Here is a 12279-nt window from a genome sequence, read left to right on the forward strand (position 1 = left end):
GCCCAGCGTAAGCCTGTCGTTTCCCGCCTTCGTCGGCGGACCACTGGCCGGACGTCCGGATCGGGACTTTGTCCTTTCACCCGTTGCGGGTCCGAGGTTGGCCGGTTGCGGGATACCCCGCCCCGCGATGTTCATCACACCGGCCCGGCCCGTCTTTCCGCACGTCGAGCCCCTCACGGGACGTTGGGGACACCCTTCGCGTACTACCGTGCAGAGCAGCCCGAGACCGGAAGGACCGCTTCATGACCTTGTCCTACCCCCGGCCCCACCGGCCGAACCGCGCCCGGCGGGTCGCCGCGCTCACCGCGGCCCTGCTCACCGTCGGCGTCCTGGCGGCGTGCTCCGGTGACGACGGGCCCGAGCGCAGCGCCGACGCCTTCCTCGCCGGCTGGCGCAGCGGCGACCTGCAGGCGGTCGCGATTGTCGACACGACCGGCGCCAAGGTGCCGGCGGCCGAGGTGGCCAAGGAGATCAAGGAGCTGTCCGGCGAGTTGGCGTCCACCCCGCCCACAGTGACCCGGCAGGGCGAGCCGAAGATCACCAAGAACGTCGCGACCACGACGATCCGGGTCGACTGGCCCCTGCCGGGCCAGGCCCACTGGACGTACGACCGGGACCTGCGGCTCGTCCAGGGCGACGACGACCAGTGGCAGGTGATGTGGGAGCCCCGGGTGATCCACGAGCAGCTCACCAAGGGTGACCGACTGGGGTTGCGTCGCGACACCGGCTCCCGGGCCGGCGTGCTGGACGCGGCCGGCCAGCCGATCGTGTCTCCCCGCCCGGTGGTGCGGGTGGGTGTGCAGCCCAACCAGGTCACCGACATCAAGAAGCTGGTCGAGGATCTCGACGGGGCCTTCAAGGCGATCCGTCCGGCCCTGGTTCCCGCCGTCGACCTGTCCGACCTGCCCAAGCGGGTGGCCGAGGCCGATCCGGGCGGGCTCGTCGAGGTGGTGACCCTGCGCGACGACGCGTACCGCCAGATCAAGTCCCGGATCTACGACCTGCCCGGCACCAAGTTCGCCTCCGACAAGCTCGACCTGGCGCCGACCCGGGAGTTCGCCCGCGCGCTGCTCGGCTCGGTCGACCCGGCGCAGGCCGACGACCTCGCCGCCCACCCGGACCGGTACGTCACCGGCGACCTGGTCGGGCACGGCGGGTTGCAGGGCCGCTACGACGAGCGGTTGCGCGGCGCCCCCGGCCTGACTGTAGTGGTCGAGCGGCCCGACGAGGGCGGCAAGCTGGCCCCCACCGGCGCCGAGCTGTTCCGCCAGGAGCCGAAGCCCGGTGAGGCCCTGAAGACCACCCTGGACGTGGCCACCCAGAACGCGGCCGACGGCGCCCTGCGCGCCGAGTCACGCCGAGCCGCGCTGGTCGCGGTACGCGTCAGCGACGGCGCGGTCCTCGCCGCCGCCAACGGTCCCGGGCCGGCCGGCGAGAACCTGGCCTTCGACGCCCAGGTGCCGCCGGGTTCCACGTTCAAGATGGTCAGCGCGCTGGGTCTGCTGGACCGGGGCGCGGTCACCCTGGACGGGCCGGTGGAGTGCAAGAAGACCTTCACCGTCGATGGCCGGTCCTTCAAGAACTCGGACAACTTCGAGCTGGGCTCGGTGCCGTTCCGCACCGACTTCGCCAAGTCCTGCAACACGGCCTTCGCCTCGCTGGCTCCGAAGCTCGGCGGTGACGGCCTGGCCGTCGCCGGCCGCTCGCTGGGCCTGGAGGGGCAGTGGGATCTCGGCACGGACGCCTTCACCGGCAAGGTGTCGACCGGCGGCAGCCCCGCCGAGCAGGCCGCCGCGTCGTTCGGCCAGGGCACCACGCTGGTCAGCCCGCTGGCCATGGCCGGCGCCACCGCTGCCGTCGCCCGTGGTGCCTTCATCCAGCCGAAGCTGCTGGTCGACCCGGCGCCGGCCAAGCCGGCCGCGACCGACGGACCGCTCAAGCCGCAGTCGATCGAGGCGCTGCGCACGATGATGCGCGAGGTGGTCACCGCCGGCACCGGCAGCGCGCTCAAGGACGTTCCGGGCGACGAGGTGTACGGCAAGACCGGCACCGCCGAGTACGACGACAACCCGGCCCACACGCACGCCTGGTTCGTGGGCTGGCAGGGTGACGTCGCGTTCGCCGTGTTCGTGGAGAAGGGCGGGGCCAGCACGGCCTCGGCCGTCCCGATCGCCGAGCGCTTCCTCCGCGCCCTCCGCTAAGTCGCGCCCTGCGCCCGGCGTGCGGCGTGCGGCGTGCGGCGTGCGGCGTGATCGACTCGGTTTCGCTGAAACCGCGGTCGATCACGGCGAGGTGGGCCGGGCCTGGTCAGGCGGTGTCGGCTTCGTGCCTCTCCGGTGGTTCCGGGGCCGGCGTGGACGGTCGTCGGAGCAGCCCCGGGCCGGCCGACGCGGGCGGACCGACCGGTTCACGCTCGACCATGGCCGCGATCTGCGCCGCGACGCCCGATGGCTCGGACGGGGCCAGAACGCGCACGCCGGGTGGCCCCGCCTCGCCCGCGACGTCGTCCGGCACAGCGCTCAGCGACGAACGGCCGCCCGAGGAACCGGTGCCGGCGAAACGGCCGCCCGAGGAATCACCGCCGGCGAAACGGCCGCCCGAGGAATCACCGCCGGCAGGACCGCCGCCAGAGGGACCGCCACCAGCAGAACCCCCGGCCGAGGAACCGGTGCCGGCAGAACCGCCATCGGCAGATCCGCCGCCAGAGGGACCGCCGCTAGCAGAACGGCCGCCCGAGGAATCACCGCCCGCAGAGGGACCGCCGCCAGGCGACTCGGCGTCGGCGGGGTCGACATCGGGATGATCATCGCCGCCGCCGCGCTCGTCACCGCGACCACCGTCGGCAGGCCCAGCGGAACGCGCGGCACGATCAAGCCCACCAGGCGCCGCACGATCCAACCCACCAGGCGCCGCACGATCCAACCCACCAGGCGCGGCACGATCCAACCCACCAGGCGCGGCACGATCCAACCCACCAGGCGCCGCACGATCCAACCCACCAGGCGCCGCACGATCCAACCCACCAGGCGCCGCACGATCCAACCCACCAGGCGCCGCACGATCAAGGCCATCGAGCGCACTGAGCCGGTCGGAACGCTCGCCGCCAGTCCCGGCCCGGCCGTTGCCGCGCCGCGGGGACGGCGTGGGTCGGGGCGACAGCAGCCGGGGCGGCACCGCCTCCGGGGCAGTGACCGGAGCCAGGCCGGCGACCACTGTGTTGACGATCTCGGCGGCGTACGAGCCGTCCGGGTCGTAGTCGGGGTCGAACACGGTCAGCTCGACGCCCAGGCAGTGTGGGGTGTCGACCAGGCCGGCGAGCAGGATCTCCAGCTCGGCGAAGGCGATGCCGCCAGGGTCGGGGGCGTCCACGGCCGGCATCACCGCCGGGTCGAGCACGTCGACGTCGATGTGCACCCAGTAGCCCGCGCAGTCGGCGAGCTGCTCGTGCGCCCACTGGGCGGTCCGGGCGGCGCCCTCGGCGCGCAGCGCCGGCACCGGTCGGGTGGTGATCCCGGCGGCCTGGAGGTCGAGACGGTACTCGTCCTGCGCCCGGATGCCGAGCACCACCACGTCGATGTCGCGGAAGTAGGGTCGGCGGCCCTCCAGCGCGGCCAGGTCGGCCTGCCCGCGCCCGGTGACGAGGGCCAGGTCCTCCCCGGCGGCCGCGCCGACGTAGGAGGCGTTGCCGGGGTGCCGGAAGTCGGAGTGCCCGTCGACGAAGACGAGCCCGATCCGCCCGCCGACCGCCTCACCGAGGCGGTGCATGGCCAGCGCGGAGCCGAGCAGCACGGAGCAGTCGCCGCCCAGCACCACAGGGAACTCGCCCCGGTCGATGATCGAGCCGATCCGCTCGGCGAGGGCGAGGGAGTAGTCGGCGATCTCCCGGGCGTGGCACACGCCGTCGCCGGGCCGCCAGTCGCCGGGGTCGTACCGCGGTGGGGTGACGCAGCCGGCGTCGCGGGCCCGCAGCCGGGCCAGCAGGTCGTGGTCCCGCAACGCGCCGGGCGCCTTGGCGCAGCCCGGCACGGAGGTGGACGTCGGGGGTCGCAGGCCGAGATTTGTCGGCGCGTCGAGGACGGCGATCCGGCGCATCATGAGCTCCCGTCCTCGGTGGTCGGGCGGGCCGGCGGAAACGCCGGCCCGCGCTGGCGTGCTACGAAGTCATTGAACTCAGAAGAGGGCGCTGGCCAGGGCCCGCCGGGCCGAGGCGACCGCCGGGTCGTCCGGGCCGGCGATGGAGAACAGCGACACCAGGTGCTGGCGGACCTCCTCGCGGTCCTCACCGGCGGTGCGCCGGACCAGACCGACGAGCCGGGCGTACGCCTGCTCGGCCAGGCCGCTGAGCACCTCGATGTCGGCGGCAAGCAGTTGGGCCGCGACGTCGTCGGGGGCGCTCTCGGCGGCGGCCAGCGCGGTGGCCGGGTCGGCGCCCGCCACCCGGCGGGCCACGCCGACCTGGGCCAGACCCGCCGTGGCCGCGGCGTCCGCCGGGGCGTCGGCGAGAATCTTGCGGTACGCCTGCTCGGCGGCGTCCAGGTCGCCGCTCATGAGCGCGTCGTCCGCCTCGTCGAGGCGCGGGTCCTCCGGTTCGGCGACGGCCACGCCACCGGCCTTGAGCACGGCCTGGATCCACTGGCGGAGCTGCGCCTCGGGCACCACACCGGAGAAGGCGTCGATCGGCTGGCCGCCGACGACGGCGTAGACCATGGGGATGCCCTGGACCCGGAACATCTGGGCGATCCGCGGGTTTTCCTGCACGTCGACCCGGGCGAGGACCCAGGTGCCGCCGCTCTCGGCGGCCAGCCGCTCCAGCACCGGGGCGAACTCGTCGCTCTCCGGGAAGCCGGCCGCGCCGAAGAAGACGATGACGGGCATGGCCATCGACCGTTCGAGCACATCGGCCTGGATGGTCGCCTCGGTGACGTCGACGATGGCGGCGTTGCCGCCGGCGGTCTGCGCGCCGGGCACGCCGGCGGACGGGCCGCCCTGCGGGGGTGTGCCGGGGCGGGTACTGGCTGGTGCGGGGCCGCGCAGCGTGCTGAGGTCGACCGCGCCGCGGGTGAAGATCGACGAGGTGATCCGTGGGTCGCTCATGGTTACCTAGTCTCGCACGCGAGCCCGGATTCCCGGCTCACCCACAACTCCGACGTTGCAACTCTCACGCCCCACCCCCACCCCCGCGATCGTGCACTTTCTGTCACCGGAAGGCGGCATTGACCCGGTTCACCGGGACAGGAAGTGCACGATCGAACGGGTCAGAAGCGGGCGGGTTCGCGGTAGGTGCCCCACTCGGCCCGGAGGGCGTCGCAGATCTCGCCCAGGGTCGCCTCGGCGCGGACGGCGTCGAGCATGGCGGGGATCATGTTCTCGTCGGTGCGGCTGGCGTCGACCATCCGCGCGACCGCCGCGCGGACGGCCGACTCGTCCCGGGTGCCCTTGCGCTCGGCGAGCACCCGGCGCTGCTCCAGCTCCACCTCGTGCGAGATGCGCAGGATCTCCAGCTCCTTGGCGACCGTGCCGGTGTGGCAGTTGACGCCGACGATCTTCTTGTCGCCCTTCTCGAGGGCCTGCTGGTAGACGAAGGCCGACTCGGCGATGTGGCCGGTGAACCAGCCGTCCTCGATGCCGCGCAGGATGCCCGAGGTCATCGGGCCGATCTGGTGCGGCCCGTCCCCGCCGAGCTGCCGGATCCGGGCGAAGATCTCCTCCGCCTCGGCCTCGATCTTGTCGGTCAGCGCCTCGACGTACCACGAGCCGCCGAGCGGGTCGGCCACGTTGACCACGCCGGTCTCCTCCATCAGCACCTGCTGCGTACGCAGGGCGATCTCGGCGGACTCGTCGGTGGGCAGCGCCAGGGTCTCGTCAAGCGCGTTGGTGTGCAGCGAATTGGTGCCGCCCAGCACCGCCGCGAGAGCCTCGACGGCGGTGCGTACGACGTTGTTCACCGGTTGCTGCGCGGTCAGCGACACCCCGGCGGTCTGCGTGTGGAACCGCAGCCAGAGGGCCTTCTCGCTGGTCGCGCCGTAGACGTCGCGCAGCCAGCGGGCCCAGATCCGGCGGGCGGCGCGGAACTTGGCGATCTCCTCGAAGAAGTCGAGGTGCGAGTCGAAGAAGAAGCTCAGCCCCGGCGCGAAGACGTTCACGTCCAGCCCGCGCGAGAGGCCCAGCTCCACGTAGCCGAACCCGTCGGCGAGGGTGTACGCCAGCTCCTGCGCGGCGGTCGAGCCGGCCTCGCGGATGTGGTAGCCGGAGACCGACAGCGGCTTGTAGCGCGGGATCTCGGCCGCGCAGTACTCCATCAGGTCGCCGATCAGGCGCAGGTGCGGCTCCGGGTCGAAGAGCCACTCCTTCTGCGCGATGTACTCCTTGAAGATGTCGGTCTGCAGCGTGCCGTCCAGCTTGGACAGGTCGGCGCCCTGCCGCTCGGCGGCGACCAGGTACATGCAGAACACCGGCACGGCCGGGCCGGAGATGGTCATCGAGGTGGTGACGTCGGCCAGGTCGATGCCGTCGAAGAGCGCCTGCATGTCGGTGGCGGTGTCGATGGCGACGCCGCAGTGGCCGACCTCGCCGAGCGCCTGCGGGTCGTCGGAGTCGCGGCCCATCAGGGTCGGCATGTCGAACGCGACGGAGAGGCCGCCGCCGCCGGCGCCGAGGATCATCTTGTAGCGCTCGTTGGTCTGCTGGGCGTTGCCGAAGCCGGCGAACTGCCGGATCGTCCAGGTCCGCCCGCGATAGCCGGTCGGATGAAGACCCCTGGTGTACGGGTACTCGCCCGGCCAGCCGATCCGTTCGAAGCCCGGGTACGCGCTGCCCTCCGGTGGCCCGTACACCGGCTCCACAGGCATCCCGGAGAGCGTGGTGAAGTCGGCGTCCCGCTTGCGCGCGGAGTCGTACCGGGCCTGCCAGCGTGCCCGTCCGGCGTCGATCTCGTCGGCGTCCATGCGCAGGGCTCCTCCTCGGTTCCTCGACTGCACGTCGAGTGTAGAGCCCTCGCCTGAACGATCGCTAAGTAAGCCCGTACCGACGGGTAACCCGGTCAGACGGTGGGAGCGGGGCCACCCATCGCCACGTCGTCGACCCGGATGTTGACCTCGTCGACCCGCAACCCGTACGCCTCGACGGCCTCGGTGACCCGGGCCCGCACCTCGGCGGTGATCTCCGGCACCGCGCGACCGGCCTCGATCACCAGCACCAGGTTGACCACTGCGGCGTCGCCTGTCACGTGCGCCGAGCAGCCCCGCCGGGCGTCGCCCACCTGGTCCAGCCCGACCCGGTCGAGGACGGAGTTGAAGAACCGGGCGACGTCGCCGCCCAACTCGGCAACCCCGGGAACCGCGCGGGCCGCCGCGACGGCGATCTTCTCGATCACCTCGTCGGAGACCTGCGTCGTGCCGCCTGCCGGCACCGACGCCGCCGTCATCTCCTGCGTCGCCTCGTGATCCATGCCCGCTCCCCTGCTCCTCGCACCGGCCCCACCGCCGTGGGGCGGTGCGAGCCTACAAGGATCGGGCAGCGCCGGGATGTCCCCGGTGGACGGTCAGCGGGCGAGCTGGGCGAGCAGGGTGTCGGCCGCCGCGTACGGGTCGAGACCACCCTCGGCCACCTTGGCGGCGAGCGTGCTCAGCTCCGTACCGTCGCGGAGTGAGCCGATCCGGGCGCGGAGGGTGCCGAGCGCGATGGCCTCGATCTCGGCGGCGGCCCGCGCCTCCTGGCGGCGGCGCAGCTCGCCGTGCTCGACCAGCCAGCCCCGGTGCTTGTCGATGGCGGCGGCGATGTCGTCGATGCCCTCACCACGGGCCGCGACCGCCCGGACCACCTGCGGTCGCCACTGCCCCGGGCCGCGCTCACCCAGGGCGATCATGCCCTGGATGTCCCGGACGGTGGCGTCGACGCCGTCGCGGTCGGCCTTGTTGACCACGAACACGTCGGCGATCTCCAGGATGCCGGCCTTGACCGCCTGGATCGCGTCACCCATGCCGGGGGCGAGCAGCACGAGCGTGGTGTCGGCAAGCGAGGCGACCTCCACCTCGGCCTGCCCGACGCCGACGGTCTCGACAAGCACCACGTCACAGCCGGCGCCCTCCAGCACGCGGACCGCCTGCGGTGTCGCCGCCGCCAGCCCGCCGAGGTGCCCCCGGCTGGACATCGACCGGATGTAGACGCCCGGATCGGTGGCGTGGTCCTGCATGCGCACCCGGTCGCCGAGGATCGCCCCACCGGTGAACGGACTGGACGGGTCGACCGCCAGCACGCCCACCCGGTGCCCACGCGCCCGCAACGCCCGGACCAGCTCGTTGGTGGTGGTCGACTTGCCCACCCCGGGCGAGCCGGTGAGCCCGACGACCTGGGCCTGCCCGGCGTACGGCGCCAACGCGGCGGCGATCGCCGGCAGCAGGGTGTCGCCGTTCTCCACCAGGGTGATCAGGCGGGCCACCGCGCGGGGGTCACCGGTGCGGGCCCGCTCGACAAGCATCGGCACGTCCCGACTGCGGCGCACCGACGTGGTGCCCGCCGGGACGCTCTCTGCCGCTTCGCTCACTGCGCCATCTTTGTTCGCGACTGCGGGGCTCGCAAAACCGGCTCACTCCTCGCGCTCACTTGTCGGTCTCAGCCTTGCCCGGCACGTGGATGATCAACGCGTCGCCCTGGCCGCCGCCGCCACACAGAGCGGCCGCGCCGGTGCCGCCGCCACGCCGCTTCAGCTCCAGGGCGAGGGTGAGGACGAGACGCGCGCCGGACATGCCGATCGGGTGCCCCAGCGCGATCGCGCCGCCGTTGACGTTGATCCTGTCGGAGCTGATACCGAGGTCACGGCTGGACTGGATGCCGACCTGCGCGAACGCCTCGTTGATCTCGATGAGGTCCAGGTCCTCGACGCTCAGGCCACCCTTCTTCAGGGCGTGGTTGATCGCGTTGGACGGCTGCGAGTGCAGGGAGTTGTCCGGACCCGCCACGTTGCCGTGCGCGCCGATCTCGGCCAGCCAGGTCAGCCCCAGCTCCTTGGCCTTGGCCATGCTCATGACGACCACCGCGGCGGCGCCGTCGGAGATCGGCGAGGAGCTGCCGGCGGTGATCGTTCCGTCCTTGGTGAAGGCGGGGCGCAGCTTGGCCAGCGACTCGGCGGTGGTGTCCGGGCGGATGCCCTCGTCGTCGCTGATCACCAGCGGGTCACCCTTGCGCTGCGGGATCAGCACCGGGGTGATCTCCTCGGCGAAGTGGCCGTTCTTCTGCGCGGCGGCGGCCCGCTGGTGGCTGGCCGCGGCGAAGGCGTCCTGCTCCTCGCGGGAGATCCCGTGCTTCGTGCCGAGCCGCTCGGTCGACTCACCCATGGAGCAGCAGTCCCAGGCGTCGCTGAGCCCGTCGTGCGCCATGTGGTCCTTGACCACCACGTCGCCGTACTTGTAGCCGGTGCGCTGGCCCATCAGCAGGTGCGGGGCGTTGGTCATCGACTCCATGCCGCCGGCCACCACGATGTCGAACTCGCCGGCCCGGATGAGCTGGTCGGCCAGGGCGATCGCGTCCAGGCCGGAGAGGCAGACCTTGTTGATGGTCAGCGCCGGCACCGACATCGGCACGCCGGCCTCGACCGCCGCCTGCCGGGCCGGGATCTGCCCGGCGCCCGCCTGGAGCACCTGCCCCATGATCACGTACTGGACCTGGTCCGGGCTGACACCGGCCCGCTCCAGGGCCGCCTTGATGGCGATCCCGCCGAGCTTGGTGGCCGGGAGGTCCTTGAGGTTGCCCAGCAGCCGGCCCATCGGGGTCCGCGCGCCGCTGACGATCACCGAAGCCATGCCTGCCTCCGAGGGGGGTGCCGAGCTGTACGCCTTAACGATTGTTCGGCCAGACTAGCGTCATGACCGAGAACTCCTCCGTCGAGCCCGGTGCGGACTACGTCACAGACATCGGGCTTCGCAAGATTGACCACGTCGGCATCGCCGTCTCCGACCTGGACGCCGCGATCGACTTCTACCAGCGGACCTTCGGAATGCGCTGCGTACACGTCGAGACCAACGCCGAGCAGGGCGTACGCGAGGCGATGCTCACCGTCGGGCCGACCGCCGAGGGCGGTTGCGTGCAGCTCCTGGCCCCGCTCACCCCGGAGTCGACGATCGCGAAGTTCCTCGACCGCAACGGGCCGGGCGTGCAGCAGGTGGCGTACACCGTGGCGGACATCGACGTGGCGTGCGCGGCGCTGCGCGAGCGGGGGATGCGGTTGCTCTACGACGCACCGCGCCGCGGCACCGCCGACAGCCGGATCAACTTCGTGCACCCCAAGGACGCCGGCGGCGTCCTGGTGGAGTTGGTGGAACCCGCCCCCACCTCGCACTGACCCTCGCCCCTGCCCGCAAGATCCGCGCAACTTCGGGGATGTTGCTGCCTCCGCCGCGTCTGAGGCAGCAACATCCCCGAAGTCGTCGTCACCGCGCGTCTGCCGCGCGACCCGGGGGCCGCCGCGGCCGCCTCGGCGCGCACTTCTGTGCGTGGTTGGCGGGGTGGCCGGGCACCTTCACGCATCGGTCGATGCAGTTTTTCACAGAGGACTTCCCGCCCTAGCTACCGTTCAGTAACGTCCCGGCCCACAGGGGCGCGACCGGGCCGGATGTGTCGAATGCCGACATGGTGGTCGTGTCCGCCGGCGCCGACGATGGCAGCACCCGGGCCCGTGCGGGTGCGGGGACGAACCGGAGGTCACCGTGCAGGACATCCTCGAAGCGATCATGGCGGCGGAGGAATCGAACGACCCGGACCGCGAGCTGGCGGGCGTCGCCGGACTGCCCGTTCCGGAGAGTTACCGAGGCGTGGTCGTCCGCGCCGAGGAGTCCCGGATGTTCGACGGCATGGCCACCCGGGACAAGGACCCTCGTAAGGCGCTGCACGTGCAGGAGGTGCCGACGCCGGAGCTGGCCCCGGGTGAGGCGCTGATCGCGGTGATGGCGAGCGCGATCAACTACAACACGGTGTGGACGAGCATCTTCGAGCCGGTGTCCACCTTCCGGTTCCTCGAACGCTACGGCCGGGTCTCCGAGCTGACCCGCCGGCACGACCTGCCGTACCACGTGGTCGGCTCGGACGCCGCCGGCGTGGTGCTGCGGACCGGTCCGGGGGTGACCCGGTGGGCGGCCGGCGACGAGGTCGTCGCGCACTGCCTCTCCGTCGAGCTGGAGGACGCCGCCGGGCACGACGACACCATGCTCGACCCGCAGCAGCGGATCTGGGGCTTCGAGACCAACTTCGGCGGGCTGGCCGAGCTGGCCGTGGTCAAGGCCAACCAGCTGATGCCCAAGCCGCGGCACCTGAGCTGGGAGGAGGCGGCCAGCCCCGGGCTGGTCAACTCCACCGCGTACCGGCAGCTCGTCTCGCACCACGGCGCCAACATGAAGCAGGGTGACGTGGTGCTGATCTGGGGCGCCTCCGGAGGCCTCGGCGGGTACGCCACCCAGATGGCCCTCAACGGGGGCGCGATCCCGGTCTGCGTGGTCTCCTCGCCGGAGAAGGCCGAGCTGTGCCGGCGGATGGGCGCGGACCTGGTCATCGACCGGGCGGCCGAGGGCTTCCGGTTCTGGAAGGACGAGCAGACCCAGGACCAGGACGAGTGGCGGCGCTTCGGCGAGCGGATCCGCGAGCTGACCGGCGGCGAGGACCCGGACATCGTCTTCGAGCACCCGGGCCGGGAGACGTTCGGCGCGAGCGTCTACGTGGCCCGCCGTGGCGGCACCATCGTCACCTGCGCGTCCACGAGCGGGTTCCAGCACCAGTACGACAACCGCTACCTGTGGATGCACCTCAAGCGGATCGTGGGCAGCCACTTCGCCAACTACCACGAGGCGTGGCAGGCCAACCGTCTGGTCGCGCTCGGCAAGGTGCACCCGACGGTGTCGCGCACCTACCCGTTGGAGCAGACCGGCCAGGCCGCGTACGAGGTGCACCGCAACGCGCACCAGGGCAAGGTCGGGGTGCGCTGCCTCGCGCCCGCCGACGGGTTGGGCGTCCGTGACGGGGAGTTGCGGGCCCGGCACGAGGACGCGATCAACCGGTTCCGGGGGCACTGAGCGGGCCACCGGCCGGACGGATGAGCACCCGATGGCCAATACGGTGATCGGCCATTGTTCTTCCACCCCCATTAGCCGGAACCCATCCGGATCGAACAAAGGGCCACGGGACGCACCCGTGGCCCTTTTTCGCGTCACGCTGCGTGGCGCCCGTCCCGCCCGGGACCTGCCAAGATCGCCGATTGGTCCGGCCCCGACGGCCAGGTCAGTTGACCATGTAATG

At 72.2% G+C, this 12279-nt stretch carries 8 protein-coding genes and 1 pseudogene; 3 read left to right on the top strand and 6 right to left on the bottom strand.

Annotated features, from left to right (window positions below):
- Positions 1-242 precede the first annotated feature (242 nt).
- Positions 243-2201 (top strand): penicillin-binding transpeptidase domain-containing protein, encoded by a 1959-nt coding sequence (locus MILUP08_RS28750; protein ID WP_007464428.1) that lies wholly within the window; start codon positions 243-245, stop codon positions 2199-2201.
- A 927-nt stretch (positions 2202-3128) separates the two neighbouring features.
- Here MILUP08_RS28750 and MILUP08_RS36995 read toward each other — a convergent pair.
- The 6 genes and pseudogenes from MILUP08_RS36995 to MILUP08_RS28780 all read right to left on the bottom strand — a co-directional run.
- Positions 3129-4095 (bottom strand): annotated as a pseudogene (locus MILUP08_RS36995) (arginase family protein); the annotation flags it as partial.
- 75 nt (positions 4096-4170) lie between these two features.
- Complete coding sequence (locus MILUP08_RS28760) at positions 4171-5094, bottom strand: tetratricopeptide repeat protein (RefSeq protein WP_007464434.1); 924 nt, start codon at positions 5092-5094, stop codon at positions 4171-4173.
- 161 nt (positions 5095-5255) lie between these two features.
- Complete coding sequence (locus MILUP08_RS28765; RefSeq protein ID WP_007464436.1) at positions 5256-6944, bottom strand: coenzyme B12-dependent isobutyryl-CoA mutase large subunit; 1689 nt, start codon at positions 6942-6944, stop codon at positions 5256-5258.
- Positions 6945-7039: 95 nt separating this feature from the next.
- A complete protein-coding gene (locus MILUP08_RS28770; RefSeq protein WP_007464439.1) occupies positions 7040-7447 on the bottom strand; it encodes an Asp23/Gls24 family envelope stress response protein in 408 nt (135 codons plus the stop codon).
- A gap of 93 nt (positions 7448-7540) precedes the next feature.
- Positions 7541-8476 (bottom strand): methylmalonyl Co-A mutase-associated GTPase MeaB, encoded by a 936-nt coding sequence (meaB, locus tag MILUP08_RS28775; RefSeq protein ID WP_266249715.1) that lies wholly within the window; start codon positions 8474-8476, stop codon positions 7541-7543.
- Between the two features lie 121 nt (positions 8477-8597).
- Positions 8598-9797, bottom strand: a complete 1200-nt coding sequence (locus tag MILUP08_RS28780; RefSeq protein ID WP_007464443.1) for an acetyl-CoA C-acetyltransferase — start codon at positions 9795-9797, stop codon at positions 8598-8600.
- Between the two features lie 62 nt (positions 9798-9859).
- Between MILUP08_RS28780 and mce the strand changes: the two genes are divergently transcribed.
- Both mce and ccrA read left to right on the top strand, forming a co-directional pair.
- Complete coding sequence (gene mce / locus MILUP08_RS28785) at positions 9860-10336, top strand: methylmalonyl-CoA epimerase (RefSeq protein WP_007464446.1); 477 nt, start codon at positions 9860-9862, stop codon at positions 10334-10336.
- Between the two features lie 364 nt (positions 10337-10700).
- Positions 10701-12056, top strand: a complete 1356-nt coding sequence (ccrA, locus tag MILUP08_RS28790; RefSeq protein ID WP_007464449.1) for a crotonyl-CoA carboxylase/reductase — start codon at positions 10701-10703, stop codon at positions 12054-12056.
- Positions 12057-12279 lie beyond the last annotated feature (223 nt).

This window comes from Micromonospora lupini str. Lupac 08 (genome assembly GCF_000297395.2).
Lineage (GTDB): Bacteria > Actinomycetota > Actinomycetes > Mycobacteriales > Micromonosporaceae > Micromonospora > Micromonospora lupini.

Bases quoted from the DNA above. Each gene is read 5' to 3' on its own strand.
- MILUP08_RS28750 (WP_007464428.1), top strand. From the start codon at position 243: ATGACCTTGTCCTACCCCCGGCCCCACCGGCCGAACCGCGCCCGGCGG.
- MILUP08_RS28760 (WP_007464434.1), bottom strand. From the start codon at position 5,094: ATGAGCGACCCACGGATCACCTCGTCGATCTTCACCCGCGGCGCGGTC.
- MILUP08_RS28765 (WP_007464436.1), bottom strand. From the start codon at position 6,944: ATGGACGCCGACGAGATCGACGCCGGACGGGCACGCTGGCAGGCCCGG.
- MILUP08_RS28770 (WP_007464439.1), bottom strand. From the start codon at position 7,447: ATGGATCACGAGGCGACGCAGGAGATGACGGCGGCGTCGGTGCCGGCA.
- meaB (WP_266249715.1), bottom strand. From the start codon at position 8,476: ATGCTTGTCGAGCGGGCCCGCACCGGTGACCCCCGCGCGGTGGCCCGC.
- MILUP08_RS28780 (WP_007464443.1), bottom strand. From the start codon at position 9,797: ATGGCTTCGGTGATCGTCAGCGGCGCGCGGACCCCGATGGGCCGGCTG.
- mce (WP_007464446.1), top strand. From the start codon at position 9,860: ATGACCGAGAACTCCTCCGTCGAGCCCGGTGCGGACTACGTCACAGAC.